The following is a 19,049-nucleotide window of genomic DNA, read 5'->3' as shown; positions in this document are numbered from 1 at the left end:
CCTGTGGGAGGAGATCGAGGCCGCCTACCGGTGGTGGGAGGACCTCGGACGACCGCCGACTGACCGGTTCGGCGTCGCCGTCTTCCACGACCTCCAGTACGTCTACCTCGATTCCTTCCACAACCCGATCCCTCGATAGGCGCTGCGGGTTTCGAGGCACGACGAAGCCGCCCCCGCCCTCCGAAGAGGGCGGGGGCGGTGTCGTGTAGGGACCCCGCGTGCGCGGGGCCGACCCCTTGCCGCGGCGGACGACCGCCAAGCCCTCCGGAACATCCCCGCGTGCGCGGGGCCGACGTCTGGTCAGGGGTGAACGTGTAGGTGCACGGGGGAACATCCCCGCGTGCGCGGGGCCGACTACACAGTCCCCGCGTGCGGTGATCGTCCACTAGGAACATCCCCGCGTGCGCGGGGCCGACATCTAGCGCGGCCTCCCAACTCGCGCCCTGGCGGGAACATCCCCGCGTGCGCGGGGCCGACGCTTACTGACCTGCGACTCTACAACAGCGGAGCCGAGTTTTCATTCAGTTGGATTCGCCTACCCGCTCGCGGGCTACCGCGACACGGGCCGGTACACCGGCGCCGACCGAGCCAGCCCCGCCGACAGCAGCACCCGGCCCACCGCCGGGTACCGCACCTCCACCCATCGCGCCACAGCGGCGTACACCGCCGTCACGACGGGCGTGAGCACAGCGGTCACCGCGGCCGCGTCGAGGCCGATGCCGAGCCGCGCGGCCTGGCCGACGATGACGCCCACGACCACGGGGACGAGGGTACGGATCAGGTAGTCACGCATGCGCGGCCTCCTCTACTTCTCCCAGATGAGCACCTTGGCGGACCCGCCGGTGATCTGGGCGGTCTGCGTGCCGTACTGGATGACCTGGAACCGCACCCTCCGGCCCGTCCCGACGGTGTCCGCCGGGAGCGCGTAGTGCACGAACGTGTCCCTGCGCAAGGTCATCGATGCCGCGCTCGCTCCCGTCCAGGCGCAAAGTGCCCTGGATGTGCCCTCTCGGAGAGAGGTGCCTGGTCTAGCGGCCGTTGCTGGAGAAGTGCTGGTAGTCCTTGGCGCCGCTCCAGACGCCGCCCCAGCCCCAGCCGATCGAGGCGAACGCCTTCACCACCTTGTCGCCCTTGTGAATCACACCGGGGTCGCGGCGGCTGCGGTTCTTGTACTTGACGCAGTGCTTGTGCGCCACGGTCCCGTCGGAGGAGACGTAGGGGTTCTCGCACGGGTTGATGTCGACCGCGAGCCCGTAGGCGTGCTGGGACCAGCTGCTCGACCCGGTGGCCGCGCGGCAGTTGAACGCCGAGGTGTTGTCGGCCTCGATGGAGTCGAAGTCGCTGCCCTTGTAGACGTCCACCGGCTCCATGCGCTTGATCGGGTACTTCATCCGGTACAGCTTGCGGAAGACGGTGACCAGGTCCTCGGCCGCCTTGGCGTTGACGACCAGGCGCCCGTCGTCGTGCGGCCGCCCGTCCATGCCCCAGTACGTCATCTCGATCATCCGCAGGCCCGACACCGGCACCGGGCAGCCGCGGCGCCACGAGTACTTGAGCTGGCCCGCCGTCACCTTCTTGATCTGCGCGCGGAACGGGTGCGCGGAGGGCGTTCCGCCACCGGACGGCGAGGCGGAGGTCGCCGAGGGCGCCGGGACGGGCGGTGCGGCGGGCGTGGCGCCGTTGCCCCCGGAGTCGTCCGAGCCCTGGCCGCAGCCGGTTGCGCCCGCGGTGGCGGCGGCGAACGCCGCGACGAACGCCAGCCCGCGAGAAGTCCATCTACCTGGCATGACAGCAGCATCGCATGCCCGCGCCCGGGTCTTCGGGCAGGACGCGGCGACGCGCCGCGCCGCCTTCAAGGGGGACGGGCCGGTTCGCTACCGTGCGTCTTGGCGCGTGGCTGGGGTCGCGGGGACGGGGGCGGTCACGCGCATCCGTTTCGACCACAGCCCCCGCCGGGTACAGACCCGGCGTCCCCGGCCGAGGGAGCCGGCATGGCGGATTCTCACGAGGACGGCCGCCCGAGCCGCCCGAGCCTGGAAGACGAGATCTTCGCCGTGGCGTCCACGGTGGAGGTCGACCGGCCGGAAGACGGGCCGCGCATCCGCGTGCGCGCGCGTCCGCCCTGGGAGTGGGCGCGGGGGCTGACGCGGCGCGACGTCGGCGCGACGCTCGCGGGGTTCCTGACGTTCGTGTTCGTCGACCTGGTGATGATGTACGGGCCGCTGATGACCAGCCGCCGGCCGAGCCTGCTGCCGCAGATGATCACGCTGCTGGTGCTGGCGTTCGGGCTGGGCGGCCTGCTGGCCTGGAAGGTCGGCGGGGCGGGGCGGCTGTTCGGCATCGGGATGATGCTGGCGTGGGTGTTCCTGACCCTGGTGTCGGTGGGGTTCCTCACCGGGCTGACGCCCTGACCCCGCCAGAGCGTCAGCCGGCCTCGGCGATGCGCTTGACGACCGAGGTGAACGCCCGGCCGATCGCCGCCAGGTCGTCGGGGTCGATCACGTCGACGAAGAAGGCGCGGACCGTTCTGACGTGGTCGCGGGCGGCCCGCTCCAGCACGGCGAAGCCCTCGTCGGTGAGGTGGGCGTAGACGCCCCGCTTGTCGTTGGGGCAGCTGCCGCGCACCACGAGCCCCTTGGCCTCCAGCCGGGAGCAGGTGTGCGACAGTCGGCTGCGGGACTGGCTGGCGTGCTCGGCCAGCTCCGCCATCCGCAGCCGCCGTTCGGGAGCCTCCGACAGGCGGACGAGGATCTCGTACTCTGGCAGCGACAGTCCGTGCTTGGACTTCAGGTCGCGGTCCATGATCTCGTTGAGCCGGATGCTGCCGTCCACGTAGGCCCGCCAGTCGCGTTGCTGTGCGGTATCGAGCCACCGTGGTTCGTCCATGGGCGACAGTATAGAGCCTCGTTTAACATTCAACTAACTTCTCCGGCGGACCCGCGCGGCGCGGAATAGTTTATCTTTCAACTAGGTTGCACCCCTGCGACGGCGCCCGCTCACCCGGAGCGGGCCCACCCACCTCTGAGGAGTACCGATGCCAGCCGTCACCGCGGACCCGCTGACCCTGCCCCGGCTGCCGCGCCTGCCCGAGGCCGACACCGGCTGGCGCCGGGTCGCCAAGATCGTCACCGCCCAGCGCCAGCTGGAAGGCGAGGGCTTCGAGGTCCGGCGCCCGTTCCCCGGCATGGACCTGTCCCTGGCCGACCCGTTCCTGCTGCTCGACCACATGGGCGCCGTCGAGTACGCCCCGGGAGAGGCGAAGGGCACGCCCTGGCACCCGCACCGCGGCTTCGAGACCGTCACCTACATCATGGACGGAGCGTTCCAGCACCGGGACACCACCGGAGGCGGCGGCCTGATCTCCGACGGCGCCACCCAGTGGATGACCGCCGGGGCCGGAATCCAGCACATCGAGCAGCCGCCCCCGGAACTGGTGGCCAAGGGCGGGCTGTTCCACGGCGTGCAGCTGTGGGTGAACCTGCCCCGCGCGCAGAAGTGGGTCCCGCCCCGCTACCAGGACATCGAGGCGCGCGACGTCACGCTGCTGGCCGCCGACGACGGCTCCTCGCTCGTCCGGGTGATCGCCGGGTCGCTCGGAGAGCACCAGGGGCCGGGCGTCACCTACACCCCGATCAACTACCTGCACGCGACGGTCGCGCCGGGCGCGCGGCTGGCGCTGCCGTGGCCGCGCGAGTTCAACGCCCTGGTGTACGTGCTGTCCGGGCGCGGCACCGTCGGCGTCGAGGAGATCGCGCTGGACGAGGGGCAGCTTGCCGTCTTCGGCGGCTCCCACCACCAGGGCGAGCAGGACGGCCTGGTCGTGCGGGCGGCCGACCGGCAGCCCGTGGCGGCGGCGAACGGCTGGGAGATCCTCGTGCTGGGCGGGCTGCCGATCCGCGAGCCCGTCGCCCGGTACGGGCCGTTCGTGATGAACACCCGCGAGGAGCTCATCCAGGCGTTCGAGGACTTCCAGGCGGGCCGGATGGGCACCGTCCCCGCCGAGAGGGTCCCGCACCGCTCGGCCGCGGACACCTCCCTGACCTGACGACGCGGATCGCCCGCAGCGGCTGACGGGCGACACGGGCATGCGCTACTGTGTTCGAACGGTCGAACAGAAGTTCGATGATCTCGTTCGTACGCCCTCGCCTGGGAGGCGGCATGGTGGCGACGGTGACCGCACATCCCGCGACGCGCCGCCCGGCGGTGCGTCGCGGGACGCACGCGACACGCCGCAGCGGTTTCTATGCAAATCTACGGCCGCAGCTATATCGGCTCATAGAGTCCGAGAGCGTGGATCCCGTGCGCAATCCTTACGCCCCGGGCGCCGGGCAGCGTCCGCCCGAGCTGGCCGGACGCGACCGCGAGCTGCAGCAGTTCGAGGTCGTGCTGGAACGGGTCGCCCGCGGCCGCCCCGAACGCAGCATGATCATCACCGGGCTGCGCGGGGTCGGCAAGACCGTGCTGCTCAACGCGTTCCGGTCCATGGCGATCCAGCGGCTGTGGGGCACCGGCAAGATCGAGGCCCGGCCGGAGCAGTCGATCCGCCGGCCCGTCGCCTCCGCCCTGCACATGGCGGTGCGCGAGCTGGCCCCCCGGCACCGCGCGCCCGACCGCATCGAGCGGTTCCTCGGCGTGCTCAAGGCGTTCGCGCAGGCGGGCGAGGAGCCGTCCGGCCGGAGCCGGGCGCGGGCGCACCGCTGGCAGCCGGGCATCGACGTGCCCGTCGTGCGCGGCCGCGCCGACTCCGGCGACCTGGAGATCGACCTGACCGAGCTGTTCGTCGACGCGGCCTCGGTCGCCACCGACGTCGGCGTCGGCATCGCGCTGTTCGTGGACGAGATGCAGGACGTCCCCGGCGACGACGTGTCCGCATTGTGCGCCGCCTGCCACGAGCTGTCCCAGATCGGCGGGCCGCTGATCGTCGTCGGCGCGGGCCTGCCGCATCTGCCCGCCGTGCTGTCGGCCAGCAAGTCCTACTCCGAGCGGCTGTTCCGCTACTCGCGCATCGACCGGCTCGACCGCGAGTCCGCCGACATCGCGCTGCTCGCCCCGGCCGAACGCGAGAACGTCACCTTCACCCCCGACGCCCTGGACGCCCTCTACCAGGCGGCCGACGGCTACCCCTACTTCGTCCAGGCGTACGCCAAGGTGGCCTGGGACGTGGCGCCCGACACCCCCATCACCGCCGAGGACGTGCGGGTCGCCGCCCCGGAGGCCGAGAGCGAACTGGCGGTCGGCTTCTTCGGCAGCCGGTACGAGCGGGCGACCCCGGCCGAACGCGACTACATGCGCGCCATGGCCATGCTCGGCGACGAGGGCGACAGCCCGGTCGCGACCTCGGCGGTCGCCGAGGAGCTGGGCCGCAAGCCCTCCAGCCTGTCCCCGGCCCGCGACGGGCTGATCAAGAAGGGGCTCATCTACAGCGCCGAACGGGGCCTGGTCGCCTTCACCGTCCCGCACTTCGGCCGGTTCCTGCGCGCCCAGCCCACCTGACCGGCGTCCGAACCGGCGGAGCGGTCATCGCACCCCCTCCGCCGCGGGCGCGGCGCGCCCGTGGCGGTGGACGTGGATCACCAGCCGGTCGCCCGCGTGCGGAGCTGCGGAGCCGTTGCCAGGACGGCAGCGGGCGCCCGAGCCGGTGCCGCCGCGGGCGGCGGCGTCACCGCCCGGCGGGGGACCCGCCCACGCGACCAGGTCCGCCGGATGGGCGGCCATCGCCGAGCCGTACCGCGTCGCCTGGTCCGGCCGGTCGGCGAAGCGCATCTCCTGATCCGCGGGCGGCGCCCGTGGCCGCGCCTAGGCTTCTCTAGGCTCTTCTAGCGTTGACCCCAGAAAGCCCTAGAGAACGGTAGGCACTTTCGCACGTCGGCTAGAAGCCGCGGCCGCCGCATCGGTTGGAATGTCTAGGCGTCTCTACGTCTTTGCCTAGAAACGCCTAGAGAACGCTCGTCAATGGCCCGCAGCCAATTAGAGAGCAATCGTTAGAATAAGCTTCTAATAACATGGTGGCAGGTCATCGGGGACCGCGGGGCGCCCGGCCGGCGGGCGCACGCCGTGCCGAACGAGCGAACGGAGCGCCGAGTGAAGGAGTTCAGCCGGGCCACGGCGGTCAGACCGCGCACCGAGGGCGACCACCCCGAGACCGGGGAGCGGCGCGCCGAGTTCGACGCCGACCTGGACGCGCAGTGGAGCGTCGGCGACAAGCTGCACGGCGGATACGTCCTGGCGGTCATGGCCCGGGCCGCCGCCCGCACGGCCTCCCCCGCGCATCCGCACCCGGCCGCCGTCAGCGCGACCTTCCTGCGGGCGCCCAAGCCGGGGCCGGTGGTGATCGCCGTCGACACGCTGCGCGAGGGGCGCTCGGTGTCGCAGCTGCACGCGCGGCTGTCGCAGGACGGCCGTCCGATGGTGGAGGCGCTGATCTGCCAGGAGCGGCTGGGGGACGCCGACCCGTGGTGGTCGGCCGAGCCGCCCGCCGAACTGCCCGACCGGCAGGACTGCGTCCTGGCGCAGAAAGAGCCGCCGGGGGGCGGTTTCCCGGTCCCGCTGATGGAGGTCGTCGAGGAGCACATCGACCCCGGCGTCCTGGGGTTCGCGGCGGGGGAGCCGTCCCGGCGCGGGCTGATCCAGGGGTGGCAGCGGCTGGCCGACGGCACCGACTGGGATCCGTTCAGCCTGCTGGTGGCGCTGGACATGGTGCCGCCCGCCTCCTACGACCTGGCGCTGCCGGGGTGGGCGCCGACCATCCAGCTCACCGCCTACATCCGGCGCCTGCCCGCCCCGGGGCCCGTCCGGGTGCGGATGCATGCGGCCGACGTCGGCGGCGGCCGCATGGACGAGACCGTCCACGTCTGGGACAGCAAGAACCGCCTCGTCGCCCAGGGGACCCAGCTGGCCGCGGTCCGCATCCCGTCCTGACCCTCTGCGCGTCTCTAGCCGCCTCTAGCGGAAGGGGTAGAGGCGGCTAGAGAACTCCAGACCGTCAGCGCGAGCGCGCGGCCGCGACGCCCGGCGCCTCCGACGGCTCGGCCTCCACGACGGCGTACCGGACGGTCCGGTGCCGCGCGGCCGTGGAGACGGCGAACACGATCTCCATCTCCCGGCCGTCCACCCGCGCCGGGAACACCAGGAACCGCCAGCAGCCCTCCCGCCAGACGTCCAGCGGCGCCGCGCTGACGATCGCGTTCTCCCGGCTCAGCCAGGCGTCGCTCGCGTGCAGCGCCTGGTAGGTCTCGGTGAGCGGGCTGCGGCGGCGTTCGCACGGCGCGGCCGCGCGGGGACGCAGGCCCAGCCGTTCCAGCAGCGCCGGAAGCTCCGGCGACAAGGCCGCGAACAGCGCCAGCTCGGCCACGAAGACCAGGCCGACCAGCGCGGGCCCCTGCCGCAGCACGTCCGTCCCCGAATGCGGGGCGCCCAGGGCGACGACGGCGGCCAGCGTGCACAGGCCCGTCCGCAGGACGCCGCGCCGCTCCACGGGCCCGCGGCTCAGCTCGCCGAAACAGCCGCAGCCCGTGTCGGCGCCCTGCCTGCGCAGCTCACCGACCACCCAGGTGGCGGCGGCGAACGTCACCGTCGCCGCCAGCCGGACCGACGCGTGCGCCGACACCATCATGGCCAGCCCCAGGCCGCCCTCGAAGACCCCGAGTGCGAGGGTGACCTGGCGGTTGAGCAGCGGCGCCGGCCGGTCGGGTGCCGCGACCCCGTATACCTCGTCGGCCGCCGGAACGCCGCGCACGTCATCGGCCGGGACGCCGCGCCCGCCCCGGGGCGCCGCGGGCATGACCTGCGGCACGGTCAGTTTCGCCAGGCTCGCCGCCAGCAGGATGAACGCGATCACCAGCACCTGTGTGCACTGGACGACGTGCAGCACGGCTCAACCCCCCAGGCCGGGGACGGCTCCGCCGACGGTCACGTTGAAGCAGCCGACGGCCAGATCCCCGCCCAGGCCGGCGAACGCGACCGGCGCCAGCTCGACGACCCGTCCACGCGGCGACGTGCCGCACTGCACGCACCGGTCGCAGAAACGGGCCGCCACGCACCCGCACTCGGTCACGGGAACCGACGCGGCACGCCCGGTGCAGTCGTTGCGGACGGTCAGCTCGCTGCCCAGGGACACGTACGGAAGCGGCAGGCAGGCGTTCGGCGTCCCGTGGCAGCCGCCCGCGTTGCCCTCCGGATCCACGGCGGGGTAGGCCAGGCCCACGTCCCCGGAGCCGAACCAGGTCGCCGTCCCGCGCACCTCCTCCGGCACGGGCGCCGACGTCTCGGCCGCCGGCGGCCGGTCGGCCCGGTAGCCGGGCTGCGCGGTGCCCGGACGCACCGCCCGGGGGCCGTCCGGGGACGCGACGCAGATGACGTCGATCAGGTAGCCGGGTTCCAGCCGGGGATGGCGCACCAGCACCCGGCCCAGCACGTTCGGCGGGACGACCACGTGGACCCGTCCCCGATGGGGGCCCATGTCCACCTCCACGGCGTCCCGGCCGCACGTCACGACCGTGCCCGCCACCCGGACGATGTCCACCCAGACCCGGTCGGCACCGCGGCCGTCGGCGGTGCGGACGATCGCGCGGCGCCCCGGCCGCAGCGCGTCCGGGCCCTCGGGGCCGCCGTGCCACACCTGGGTCGCCTGCGTCATCGGCACCCGCACCTCGCCCCGGTCACCGCTCAGGACGAGCAGGTGCGGACTGGCGTCGAGGATCGTCCCGGCCGCGGCGCGCACCGGCAGGCCGCCGGACACCGTCCCGGGCCGGGACGCTCCGGCCCGGGACGGCCCGAGCACGGCCTCCCGGTGACGACGACGCCTGGCGGCACGGGCGTGAGACGGCATGCGACTCTCCGACATCGATCTCGGTTGCGACGGCCTGGTCGTACGGAACGGCGCCTCAAGATTCACGCACCGGCATCCGCCTGTCGGCTGATTTGTAGCGACAAGTCGGCCGAGGGGTTGAGATATCTCCTCCCGAAGAGGAGAATCGCACACCAGGTTGACCCGAATATATGTTTTCTGTTGGCCCGAAATTACGATCTTCGTGCGATCGTCGAGAGCGCCGGGAGCTCGCCCGTTTCAAGATCCCTTAATGGTACGGCTCGGCCGACGCCCTCCAACCCCTGGGTCGGTGGTGATGTGAACGCAACGCGGCACGAGGAGTTCCGCGAGTACGTCGCGTCCCGCGGCACCGTCCTGCTGCGCATGGCCATGCAGCTGACCGGCGACCGCGCCGAGGCCGAGGACCTCCTGCAGGCCGCGCTGGCCAAGACCTACCTGGCCTGGGACCGCATCAACCACCCGGCCGCCGTCGACGGCTACGTCCGCCGCGCCATGGTCAACACGCAGATCTCCTGGTGGCGGCGCCGCAAGCTGGAGGTCTACCCCACCGACGAGCTGCCCGATCAGCCCGTCGACGACCACACCCGCCGCAGCGAGCTGCACGACGCCCTCGGCCGCGCCCTCGACCGCCTGCCCGAGCGCCAGCGCCTCGCGGTCATGCTCCGCTACTACGAGGACATGCCCGAAACCGAGATCGCCGAAGTGCTCGGCGTCAGCGTCGGCACCGTCAAGAGCACCGTCTCCCGCGCCATGGCGAAACTCCGCGACGACGCCGCCCTCGGCTCCCAGTTCCCCGACCTGCCTTCCCACCCCTGACTGAACGATCTTTTACGCTTCCTCGTCACACGGATCACAAACCTCACATAAGACTGTCTGGCCTCGAAATCAACATTCCTCACATCAGTCACGCGAACACTCCCAAATCACCATCAGACGCCAAACCGGCCGCCCCACTCTGATCACAAACAGCCCCGCGCGTAGGGCATATCCCGGCGGCTTTCGCGCATCCCCGTCAGCAAGATCCGGGCCGGCTTGCGGCGGTGCGGACGGCGACCGAGTCGATCGCGTACCTCCGTGACCAGTCCTGCTCGCCGGCCGCCTCCGGCTCGTCAAGGCGTGATCCTGTGCGGCCCGGCCGCAGCCTGCCCGGGCGTCGGTGGCGCGGGCCGCGCTTGGATGCCGCTCTACCGGCAGGCGCAACGCCGCCTGGTTGTGGGAGCGGCACACCAGCGCGATCGGTCGGCAGAGGGATCTGGACCCGTGTTCTGCCGTGGTCGGCAGGATCCGGGCCGGTCAGGTCCCCTTGAGGCGGTGCGGACGGCGACTGGGGCTATCGCGTACCCGTGACCGTCCGGCCCGCCGGCCGCCCTCGGCTTGCCGGGGCATGGGCCGATGTGGGCTGGCCCACCTGCGGGGCCGGGGCCACTCGGTGACGCGGTGGTGCGCCGGGCAACGGCGGTGACTGCCGCTACGTGCGGCCCGTGGTGACCGCGCACATGGGCGGCGCTGGCATCCCCCGCCCGCCATGGTCGGGGGCGAGAAGGCGACACCACCCGCCGGAGCAACTCCCCCAGCCCGTCCCGATCAGTCGCTCCGCCAGCGGCACGGGAGGACCTCACCGACCGTCCCGATTCCCTGTCAACGAGGTGGGTTTGGTCCAGGCCGGAGCCAGGCCGTTCCAACGCCCTACCGGAACGCGACGCCCGCGGACTGGGCGGCATCGCGGCCGCGCGATCGTCCGCCTCACCAAGGCGCTGCGCCGCGCGAGCGACCCGGCGAGCATGCCGGTCGCCGACCCGCGGATGAGCGACGGCCAGGTGCGCTCTGCGGTCCGCCGCCTGCTCCCCGGCGTGCGCTACCGCCGCCACGTACTGCGCCGCTACTCCTCCTCGCGGTCATCAGGGGCGGGCTCCGGGCGGGCCCGGCCGAGAGGAGCGATGCGGGAGGCTTGTGGGGAAATAGGGGCCTGTTTGGTGATGACAATCACATCGGCGCGGTTGAGAATCCGGTTCTAGAGGCCGTCGAGCTGGAGGTGTGCCGTGTGGAGCACCATGCAGGACTATCCCCTGACCATCACCTCGATCATGCGTCACGGCACGGGCGTGTTCGGGGACGCCGAGGTGGCGACATGGACCGGTGACGGTACGCGGCGGATCACCTACGCGCGGCTCGGTGAACGGGTCGCGCGGCTGGCGGGGGCCCTGCGGGCGCTCGGCATCGACGGTGACCAGCGCGTGGCGACGTTCATGTGGAACAACGCCGAGCACCTGGAGGCCTACCTTGCGGTGCCGTCCATGGGGGCGGTGCTGCATACGCTCAACATCCGGCTTTTCCCCGACCAGCTCGCCTACATCGCCGACCACGCCGAGGACCGGGTCGTCATCGTCGACGGGTCGCTCGTGCCGTTGCTGGCGCCGGTGCTGCCGCGGATGAAGACCGTGCGGGACGTGGTGGTCGTGGGCACGGCCGACACCGCGCCCCTCGCGGACACGGGCAAGGAGCTGCACTCGTACGAGGAGCTGCTGGCCGCGTCCCCGCCCGCGTTCGACTGGCCGGAGATCGACGAACGCTCGGCCGCGGCCATGTGCTACACCAGCGGCACCACCGGCAACCCCAAGGGCGTCGTCTACTCGCACCGGTCGGCGTACCTGCACTCGATGTCGGCCTGCACGGCCAACGCGATGGGCCTCGGCGCCCATGACCGGGTGCTGCCCGTGGTGCCGATGTTCCACGCCAACGCCTGGGGGCTGCCGTACGCGGCGCTCATGGCGGGCGCGTCGCTGATCATGCCGGACCGCTTCCTGCAGGCCGAACCGCTCGTCCGGATCATCGAGACGGAACGTCCCACCGTCGCCGGGGCGGTCCCGACGATCTGGAACGACGTGCTGCGGTACGCGCGCGACAACGGCAGCGACCTCGGTTCGCTGCGCCTGGTGCCGTGCGGCGGATCGGCGGTGCCCGAGTCGCTGATGCGCGGCTACGACGAGCTCGGCGTGCGGATCGTCCAGGCGTGGGGGATGACCGAGACGTCGCCGGTGGCCACCGTCGCGCATCCGCCCGCCACGGCCGACGACGAGGAGGAGGCGTGGCGGTACCGCGTCACGCAGGGCCGCATTCTGGCCGGGCTGGAGGTCCGCATCGTCGGTGACGGCGACGAGGTACTGCCCGACGACGGCACGTCGGTCGGCGAGGTGGAGATCCGCGGGCCGTGGGTGACCGGCGCGTACTACCGCGACGAGGACCCGGGCCGGTTCCACGACGGCTGGCTGCGCACCGGCGACGTCGGCACGCTGTCACCCGACGGCTACCTGGTGCTGACCGACCGCGCCAAGGACGTGATCAAGTCGGGCGGGGAGTGGATCTCCTCGGTGGAGCTGGAGAACCAGCTCATGGCGCATCCCGACGTCGTGGAGGCCGCCGTGGTGGGCGTGCCGGACGACCGCTGGCAGGAGCGTCCGCTGGCGTCGGTGGTGGTGCGCGACGGCGCCACGGTCGACGCCGAGCAGCTCCGGGAGTTCCTGTCGGGCCGCGTCCCCCGCTGGCAGCTGCCCGAGCGGTGGACGTTCATCCCCGAGATCCCCAAGACCTCCGTCGGCAAGTTCGACAAGAAGGTGCTGCGACGGCGGTTCGCCGATGGCGAACTCGACGTCGTCCATCTCCGTTGACGCGCCGCCGTCGGGTCGGCCGCCCGGGGCGGGCGGCCCACCCGACGGGCCCGTGACGCTCTCCCGCCGATTTGGGACCTCGGCGGCGGGAGAAAGCGAAGAATTTTCAATACCACCGGTTCCAGAGCCCTCACCTTCTGGTCATCCTTCTGCCGTTTTCGCGAGATCATGTGGTGCAGATGGTGCAGTGGGGTGTATTCAGGGTGGGCCGATTGTCCGGAAGGCTCCGTTGGGGCCGGACTCCCATGCGGATGCGGGGAGCGCTCATGCCCAGATGGTCCTCGTTCGACGGCGCAGCCGACCGCAGGTTGGTGCAGGGTCTGAACGATGGTGACAGGACCTCCCTGGCCGCGCTCTACGACGCGTACGCCGAGCGCCTTTTCGATTACTGCGTGTCAATGACGGGCGAATACAAAACGGCCGTCGAGATCGTGCATGACACCTTCATCGACGCCTGGCGCCGTGCACCGCGCATGCGCGATCAGATGCGGCTGGGGTCCTGGCTGTACGCGGCGGCGCGGCGCCGCTGCCTCCAGCGCGGCCGGGCCCGGCAGCTGCACTGGGAGGCCGGCCCCGACTTCGCCGACGCCCTCCCAGCCGACTGCGCCGAGGACGCCGGCGCCCGCCCGGAGCCGCCGCCCGTCGCCGAACTGGCGGCGCTGCTTGAACGTTCACTGGCCCGGTTGGACGCCGCCGACCAGGAACTGCTGCTGCTCTCGGTGCGCCACGGCCTGCGCCCCGCCGACATCGGCGCCGCGCTGGGGCTGTCGGCCCGGCGTGCGGCCGCGCGGACCCGCAGGGCGAGGTCGCTGCTGCACGCCGCCTACGAGGCCGAGCAGGCCCTGTACGCCCGCCGCTGCCCGGGCGCGGGCCGCGCCGGTGAAGCCGCGGCGACCGGTGGCGCGCACGCCGCCGTCGCCGAGCGGCCCGCGGCGGCCAGACGGCACGGTGGACGGTCGCGGCGGGCCGGCGGCGTCCTCACCGCGCGCCGCTCGTCCCGTTCGTCCGCGGCCGTGGCGTCCCGCGCGCACAGCGACGGCGACGGCCGGGCCCACCACGGGAACTGCCCGGCGTGCCGCCGCCGTCGCCGGGTGGAGGTCGGGGCGCTGCTCGTCCACGCGCCGTCCCCGGTGCTGCCCGCCGCACTGCGGCACCGCGTCATGCACACCGCCACCGACCCCGAACTGGCCGGCTACCGGACCGACATCGCCGCGCGGGGCGGCGCCCTGACCCCCGACGGCATGCCCAGCCAGCCCGACGTCCCGTCGCCCTACACCCGCCGCTGGCTGTTCGCGGGCGGCGGCATGGCCGGCGCCCTGGTCACCGCGCTGGTCGCGGCACTGCTGATCGGGCCGGGACTGCCGCCGTCCACGATCTCCTGGCCGCCGTTCCGGACGCACCCGCAGCCCGCCGTGACGCCCGACCGGCAGAACAACGAGCAGCCGCACACGAGCGGGCAGTCCGGCGGCCGTCCGCCGCTCGCCCAGGCGCCCGCCGCACCGGGCGTCCCGGCCGTGCCGTCGCCCCAGCCGACGGACACCGGCACATACCGGCCGGCGCCGACGCCGTCGCCGACGTCGCCCGTGTCGCCGTCCCCGACCCCCACGACGCCGGAGACCCCGCCCTCACCCGGCATCCCGACCGTCGTGCCCGCCAAGGTCGAGCTGTACGGGACCAAGACCGCCCAGGTCCGGCTGACCGCCGAGAACGGCCCCGTGGTCTGGAACTCGGTGTCGTCCAGCGACCGGATCAGCGTCTCCCCCGCCCAGGGCAGCCTCGAGCAGGGCGACTCGATCGACCTGACGGTCACCCTGCACACCACCTTCCTGAACCCGCCTGGCGAGGGCACCGTGACCTTCTTGGTGGACGAGGGGCCCAGCCGCAAGCTGGACGTCGTCTGGGGCTTCTACCTCATTTGAGCACGCGGCGGCGCCAGTGCCCGAGGGCGCCGCCGCGCGTCGAGTTCGGTGGTGCGGACGACATGGCCGCTCGGCAACGCACGAGGACGCCTGCCTCCCTTCCCGCACGTCCCCGCCGCTGCCATCCGCTCTGCGCGGCGTCGTCGAGGATGACCGGAAGCGCCCGGCGCGCCGCCACGACGGACTCGGCGCCGTCACGCGACGCGGGCCCGGGAGGATCAGCTCCGGCGCCCGTCACGCGGCGCGTCCCGGCACGGTATGAAAGACTCGGCCGCTTGAGCGTCTCCGCCGAAGGACCGAACGGGTTGAACAGGGAACTGCGCGTCACACGCCGCAACGCACGATTCCAGCAGTGGCAGGCCCTGCTGTCGAACCGCACCAAGCGGCAACGGGCGGGCGAGTTCATCGTGCAGGGCGTCCGCCCCATCACCCTCGCCGTCGAGCACGGCTGGACGATCCGCGCCCTGATCCACGACGACGCGCGCGAACTCTCGACGTGGGCGACCGGCATCCTCGACCGCGTTCCCGGGGCGCAGCGCGTCGCCATGGCCCCCGACCTGCTCGCCGAACTCGGCGGCAAGACCGAGGACGTGCCCGAGCTGCTGGCCGTGGTCGCCCTGCCGCCGGACGACCTGACCCGCATCCCGTCCGACCCGTCCTTCCTCGCGCTCGTGTTCGACCGGCCGACCAGCCCCGGCAACATCGGCACGCTCGTCCGCTCGGCCGACGCGTTCGGCGCCCACGGCGTGATCATCACCGGGCACGCCGCCGACCCCTACGACCCCAAGGCGGTCCGCGCGTCCACCGGCTCGCTGTTCGCGGTGCCCACCGTCCGGGCGCGTTCCCACCGCGAAGTGCTCCACTGGGTGGACGACCTGCGCGCGGACGGCCTGCCGATCACCGTCGTCGGCACCGACGAGCACGGCGCGGTGGACATCGCCGACCACGACCTCGCGGGCCCGACCCTGCTGGTCATCGGCAACGAGACCAGCGGCCTGAGCGCGGGCTGGCGCGAGTCCTGCGACGTGACGGTGCGCATCCCGATCACCGGCTCGGCCAGTTCCCTCAACGCCGCGTCGGCGGCCACCGTCGCCCTCTACGAAACCGCCCGCCAGCGCGCCTGAACAGCTCCTCCCCGCCGGATCATCCGGGACGAGCGGGCCGTGCCGCGCCGGGCGCGCAGCAGCAGGTTCGAGACCGAGCGGGCCGTGAGGCGGGTCATGCGCCCTCCGATGAACTCGGGCATCAAGACCGAGACCCCAGCATGCCCGCGATCGCCGCGTCGGCGCCGACGACGGCAGCAGCGTCACCGAAGGCTCGCCGCTCACGACACGGGCCGACCGCGGCGTCCCCCCGGCTCTTCGGCGCCGAACCCCTCCTGACCAGCCGTGGCCGACGCGGCACGGTAGCGCGTTCGCTACGCAGTGTGTCTGCTTGCGTACTCTCCGCAGCGATTTGCGGTTAAACATCCGATTTATAGCTAGTGATCGCTTTGATGTAATCTTGCTTCTTTTTGCTGATCTGGAGGTATTTGTCCGAGATGGCGCGGGAAAGCCTCTTCTCGGCGAGATGGAGCGAATTCCGCAATATCTCGTCTCGGTCGAAAACCCAGATAGGGGGAGACATGCGGAAGAACATTCGCACGGGAGTCGTCCTCGGCATCTCCGGCCTCGCGCTGAGCGGTGCCGCCGTGCTCACGCCCGCCGCCCAGGCGTCCACCGTCGGCCACACCACGGCCACGGGCCAGGCCGGCTCCACCGCCACCGCGCTGGCCTGCGGCCGCAAGCGCTGCAAGCGCTACAAGCACCAGAAGCGCGCGAGGGTCGTGGTGTTCAAGCGCCACTACTTCGGCCCCCTGGGTGACTTCCACGAGCGTGGCCTCGGCATCAAGACCCGTGGCACGGGCTTCGGCGGCCTGGGCTTCGGTGGCTTCGGCTTCGGTGGCCTGGGGTTCGGTGGCTTCGGCTTCTAGCTGACGCGTGACGGCCCCGACGGGCGTCCCGTGCGACCGCACGGGACGCCCGTTCCGTGTTTCCAGAGATCATCTACGCGAACGAACGCGTGTTTGATCAACTCGGTAAATGACCCCTCCTCGACATCATCGATCTCCACCGCACGGGCCAATTCTCCTCCTCGCGGAAGAGTCGCCCGTCCCCCGCAAGGATGAACACGCCCGCGAGAAATTCGCCGCGAAAAACCCCGCCGTCACCGACCAGCCCACGTCGCAGCGGAGGCGCGCCGTCACAGCCAGGTATGCCGCGCTGCTCGTTTGGGGGCACCCGGTGACGGCGCCGCGCCGCCGACCGTCGGGGCTCCATGACGGCGTCCCGCCCGAGAGGGCAGCGGCCCGGCATCGACACCTCGCGAAGACCAGCCGTCATCCGAAAGCCTCACGAGCACCACGAAGATCCCGGCCGCCCCGGACGCGCCAGACGGTAGCGCCCGGCGCTGCCCGGCAGGGGGGAAGGTGATCGGCGCGATGCTGGGACGGTCCCGATCGTCGCAGCCGACGTGGTGCCGCTTGGAGGTCCGGGCCGCACCTACGACGCCGACCGTGCCGCGGACGCCGTCCGCGAGCCTCACCAGTGTGACGAAGCTGCACCGCATGGCCGTCTCCGCCACGACGATCCCGGTCGGTTCGGACGTGTCGTGGTTGGTGTTGCTTGGCAGGGCGGCAGTGAGGCGGTTGGCACGATGCCGGGGGCGGTTTTGGCGGCCGTATAGACCTCGGTTCGGTGGGCTGACCGCCGTGGTGCCGTTTGGAACACCCGACCGCGCGAGCGGGTGGAGTGAAGACGGCTGCCTGCGGGCGCGGCATCGCGCCGCAGCCCATGCCACCTCGGAGCCCACTGCCTTATCACGGGGCTGACGGTCTTGGCCGCACGGCCCCGAGGCGGGCTGGCGTTGAGTGAGGCTGGGCTGTTCGTCGGAAGGCGTCCTGGCTGCTGCGTTCGGGGCCATGACACCCACCACGTGGTCAACGCGCTGCTGGCCGCTTGGACCACGTCCCGTGAACCTTGGCGCCCCGCTGCGGCTGATCTTGTGTTGGGCTGCACCGGGGCGTCCGCCGCCGGCAGCGGACCTGCATGCGACCCCTGGCGAACGTGCCGATCAGCGGGCCGGACGGCGCGTACGTCTTCCGATGCGGCCGCCATGCCGACGCCGCAACGGGGTGCCAAGCGGCAAGTGACGGCGCGGTACCGCCATCCGCCACGCCAGGCCCACCTGTCACTGCCGCACCGAGCCCTCCTGGAACAGCTGACCGACATGGCACAGAGCACCCCCGCTTACGCAGGGAGAACCTGATGGCCTCCATCAGCGGCTCGTACTGGTCCGGAGCACCCCCGCCGCATGAAGGAGGTGAACGCAGCCCGGACGCCGTTGCTGCGGCAGCTGGTACGGAGCATCCCCGCCTGCGCAGGGACAACTAGTACCGCCCGAGTTTCCGGTACCCGGGGGCGGAGCATCCCGCCTGCGCCAGGAGAACGTAGGGTTCGGTGACCTCGGCAGGGCACGGCGAGGAACACCCCCGCCTGCGCGGGGAGAACGCCGGCCATGACACTTCGGCCACGGAGACCTCCGGAGCACCCCCGCCTGCGCGGGGAGAACGCCCGCCACACCCCCGATCAGACGTGAAGAGCCGGAGCACCCCCGCCTGCGCGGGGAGAACTCCTGGTGTGTGGAGATTAGGCCGAACACACCCGGAGCACCCCCGCCTGCGCGCGGAGAACGCGGCCCATCAAGGGAGCCATCGACCCCGAGCCGGAGCACCCCCGCCTGCGCGGGGAGAACCATCTGTCCATGCACCCATGTCGTCCCTCCCACGGAGCACCCCCGCCTGCGCGGGGAGAACCATGCCGGTCCGGGGCATGCGCAACAAATGAGCGGAGCACCCCCGCCTGCGCGGGGAGAACACTTGCTGAGCTGGGGCTACGTGGCGCCGTTATCGTTTTGTGACCTTGTCTGGTGTGTCGGTGGCTGGGCTGGCATGGGGGCAGGATAGGTGCGGCATGGATTTCGTCGGTGGACTGTGATGCAAGAGACCTTCTGCTGCAGGGGGAACGAGATCAGCACCTCCGAGATGGGTGCACGCGGCGGACCGTGCCCCGCCTGTGCGGGAAGAATGCGTGCGGGGTGTCATCTGGCCTCCTTGGTGTGCGGGCCACCCTCCCCCTGTGGGGAGAACGCCCCCAAGTCGGCTCCGCGCAGGGAAGCATCCCTCAGGAAGACCGCTAAGCACAGGGGGACGGGCTTGTGGGGCGATGCTGCCGCGGGTCAGCACACCGGGATGTAGACGTGGTCGTAGTGGTTCGCGGTGATGCCGCCTCGGCTCTCCATCGTTCGCCAGTCTTCGCGGCCGCGTTTGGTTGACCTGCTGGTTCCGCTCGCGGACGGACCCCGCAAGAGCGGAAGGACGGTCATCCCGCGCTCGCCGGTCCGCATCGGACCCCTACTGGTTGCCGCATGCCGTGGGTCCATCGTGATCCGCCGGATACGGTCCAGGACGTCTGCGTTCGCGTGATCCAGGACATCCCCGGCCATGCTCGCGGCCGCACGACGGAGTGCGGCACGGCGGTCGCTGAGCCCTAGGGCGTGTCCGGTGGATCATGCGTTGATCCAGAACAAGGCGGTGACCAG

The 19,049-nt window shown here is 71.9% G+C and carries 16 protein-coding genes and 2 CRISPR repeat arrays; of the genes, 9 read left to right on the top strand and 7 right to left on the bottom strand.

The features are described 5' to 3' along the window. Nucleotides 1-205 precede the first annotated feature (205 nt). Nucleotides 206-477: a CRISPR direct-repeat array (repeat unit 28 nt; unit sequence GGAACATCCCCGCGTGCGCGGGGCCGAC). A gap of 73 nt (nucleotides 478-550) precedes the next feature. The 3 genes from ABD879_RS27140 to ABD879_RS27130 all read right to left on the bottom strand — a co-directional run bounded on the left by ABD879_RS27140 (nucleotide 551) and on the right by ABD879_RS27130 (nucleotide 1,787). Next, nucleotides 551-793, bottom strand: a complete 243-nt coding sequence (locus tag ABD879_RS27140) for a hypothetical protein (protein ID WP_345024474.1) — start codon at nucleotides 791-793, stop codon at nucleotides 551-553. A 12-nt stretch (nucleotides 794-805) separates the two neighbouring features. Next, nucleotides 806-958 (bottom strand): hypothetical protein, encoded by a 153-nt coding sequence (locus ABD879_RS27135; protein ID WP_345024473.1) that lies wholly within the window; start codon nucleotides 956-958, stop codon nucleotides 806-808. Nucleotides 959-1,028: 70 nt separating this feature from the next. Next, nucleotides 1,029-1,787 carry a M15 family metallopeptidase gene (locus ABD879_RS27130; protein ID WP_345024472.1) on the bottom strand — a complete coding sequence of 253 codons (759 nt, stop codon included), beginning with the start codon at nucleotides 1,785-1,787 and terminating at the stop codon, nucleotides 1,029-1,031. A gap of 204 nt (nucleotides 1,788-1,991) precedes the next feature. Between ABD879_RS27130 and ABD879_RS27125 the strand changes: the two genes are divergently transcribed. Beyond that, the gene (locus ABD879_RS27125) at nucleotides 1,992-2,411 is read left to right on the top strand and encodes a hypothetical protein (RefSeq protein ID WP_345024471.1); all 420 of its coding nucleotides are present in this window, start codon (nucleotides 1,992-1,994) and stop codon (nucleotides 2,409-2,411) included. Between the two features lie 13 nt (nucleotides 2,412-2,424). Here ABD879_RS27125 and ABD879_RS27120 read toward each other — a convergent pair whose 3' ends face one another. Then, on the bottom strand, nucleotides 2,425-2,886 hold the full coding sequence (locus tag ABD879_RS27120) for a MarR family winged helix-turn-helix transcriptional regulator (protein ID WP_345024470.1): 462 nt from the start codon (nucleotides 2,884-2,886) through the stop codon (nucleotides 2,425-2,427). Between the two features lie 148 nt (nucleotides 2,887-3,034). On the opposite strand from ABD879_RS27120, the gene ABD879_RS27115 reads away from it, so the two are divergent. After that, the gene (locus tag ABD879_RS27115) at nucleotides 3,035-4,045 is read left to right on the top strand and encodes a pirin family protein (protein ID WP_345024469.1); all 1,011 of its coding nucleotides are present in this window, start codon (nucleotides 3,035-3,037) and stop codon (nucleotides 4,043-4,045) included. 254 nt (nucleotides 4,046-4,299) lie between these two features. Next, complete coding sequence (locus ABD879_RS27110; RefSeq protein WP_425549661.1) at nucleotides 4,300-5,493, top strand: AAA family ATPase; 1,194 nt, start codon at nucleotides 4,300-4,302, stop codon at nucleotides 5,491-5,493. Nucleotides 5,494-5,517: 24 nt separating this feature from the next. Here ABD879_RS27110 and ABD879_RS27105 read toward each other — a convergent pair whose 3' ends face one another. Further along, nucleotides 5,518-5,763: a hypothetical protein gene (locus ABD879_RS27105; protein ID WP_345024466.1), complete on the bottom strand. Its 246-nt coding sequence runs from the start codon at nucleotides 5,761-5,763 to the stop codon at nucleotides 5,518-5,520. Nucleotides 5,764-6,081: 318 nt separating this feature from the next. Here ABD879_RS27105 and ABD879_RS27100 point away from each other — a divergent pair, with 318 nt between their 5' ends. After that, nucleotides 6,082-6,918, top strand: coding sequence for a thioesterase family protein (locus ABD879_RS27100; RefSeq protein WP_345024465.1), 837 nt, complete (start codon nucleotides 6,082-6,084; stop codon nucleotides 6,916-6,918). A 64-nt stretch (nucleotides 6,919-6,982) separates the two neighbouring features. On the opposite strand, the gene ABD879_RS27095 is transcribed toward ABD879_RS27100, so the two are convergent. Beyond that, nucleotides 6,983-7,870, bottom strand: coding sequence for a MauE/DoxX family redox-associated membrane protein (locus ABD879_RS27095; RefSeq protein ID WP_345024464.1), 888 nt, complete (start codon nucleotides 7,868-7,870; stop codon nucleotides 6,983-6,985). 3 nt (nucleotides 7,871-7,873) lie between these two features. Further along, entirely contained in the window at nucleotides 7,874-8,779 is a 906-nt protein-coding gene (locus ABD879_RS27090; protein ID WP_345024463.1) for a hypothetical protein, read from the bottom strand. Nucleotides 8,780-9,124: 345 nt separating this feature from the next. On the opposite strand from ABD879_RS27090, the gene ABD879_RS27085 reads away from it, so the two are divergent. The 5 genes from ABD879_RS27085 (at nucleotide 9,125) to ABD879_RS27065 (ending at nucleotide 16,383) form a co-directional block, all read left to right on the top strand. Then, entirely contained in the window at nucleotides 9,125-9,643 is a 519-nt protein-coding gene (locus ABD879_RS27085; protein ID WP_345024462.1) for a SigE family RNA polymerase sigma factor, read from the top strand. A gap of 1,235 nt (nucleotides 9,644-10,878) precedes the next feature. After that, complete coding sequence (locus tag ABD879_RS27080; protein WP_345024460.1) at nucleotides 10,879-12,492, top strand: long-chain fatty acid--CoA ligase; 1,614 nt, start codon at nucleotides 10,879-10,881, stop codon at nucleotides 12,490-12,492. Nucleotides 12,493-12,671: 179 nt separating this feature from the next. Beyond that, entirely contained in the window at nucleotides 12,672-14,411 is a 1,740-nt protein-coding gene (locus tag ABD879_RS27075) for a sigma-70 family RNA polymerase sigma factor (RefSeq protein WP_345024459.1), read from the top strand. A 305-nt stretch (nucleotides 14,412-14,716) separates the two neighbouring features. Continuing rightward, nucleotides 14,717-15,535: a TrmH family RNA methyltransferase gene (locus ABD879_RS27070; protein ID WP_345024458.1), complete on the top strand. Its 819-nt coding sequence runs from the start codon at nucleotides 14,717-14,719 to the stop codon at nucleotides 15,533-15,535. Between the two features lie 500 nt (nucleotides 15,536-16,035). Next, nucleotides 16,036-16,383: a hypothetical protein gene (locus tag ABD879_RS27065; protein ID WP_345024457.1), complete on the top strand. Its 348-nt coding sequence runs from the start codon at nucleotides 16,036-16,038 to the stop codon at nucleotides 16,381-16,383. A gap of 1,547 nt (nucleotides 16,384-17,930) precedes the next feature. Further along, nucleotides 17,931-18,325: a CRISPR direct-repeat array (repeat unit 29 nt; unit sequence CGGAGCACCCCCGCCTGCGCGGGGAGAAC). Between the last annotated feature and the right edge of the window lie 724 nt (nucleotides 18,326-19,049).

It is taken from the genome of Actinomadura keratinilytica (assembly GCF_039539665.1).
GTDB classification, from domain to species: domain Bacteria; phylum Actinomycetota; class Actinomycetes; order Streptosporangiales; family Streptosporangiaceae; genus Spirillospora; species Spirillospora keratinilytica.
This window is presented reverse-complemented; position numbering and strand designations above follow the sequence as displayed.

Coding starts and splice junctions, on each gene's coding strand:
- ABD879_RS27120 (WP_345024470.1), bottom strand. CDS start 2,886: ATGGACGAACCACGGTGGCTCGATACCGCACAGCAACGCGACTGGCGG.
- ABD879_RS27135 (WP_345024473.1), bottom strand. CDS start 958: ATGACCTTGCGCAGGGACACGTTCGTGCACTACGCGCTCCCGGCGGAC.
- ABD879_RS27065 (WP_345024457.1), top strand. CDS start 16,036: ATGCGGAAGAACATTCGCACGGGAGTCGTCCTCGGCATCTCCGGCCTC.
- ABD879_RS27130 (WP_345024472.1), bottom strand. CDS start 1,787: ATGCCAGGTAGATGGACTTCTCGCGGGCTGGCGTTCGTCGCGGCGTTC.
- ABD879_RS27105 (WP_345024466.1), bottom strand. CDS start 5,763: ATGCGCTTCGCCGACCGGCCGGACCAGGCGACGCGGTACGGCTCGGCG.
- ABD879_RS27075 (WP_345024459.1), top strand. CDS start 12,672: ATGGTGCAGTGGGGTGTATTCAGGGTGGGCCGATTGTCCGGAAGGCTC.
- ABD879_RS27080 (WP_345024460.1), top strand. CDS start 10,879: ATGCAGGACTATCCCCTGACCATCACCTCGATCATGCGTCACGGCACG.
- ABD879_RS27140 (WP_345024474.1), bottom strand. CDS start 793: ATGCGTGACTACCTGATCCGTACCCTCGTCCCCGTGGTCGTGGGCGTC.
- ABD879_RS27115 (WP_345024469.1), top strand. CDS start 3,035: ATGCCAGCCGTCACCGCGGACCCGCTGACCCTGCCCCGGCTGCCGCGC.
- ABD879_RS27125 (WP_345024471.1), top strand. CDS start 1,992: ATGGCGGATTCTCACGAGGACGGCCGCCCGAGCCGCCCGAGCCTGGAA.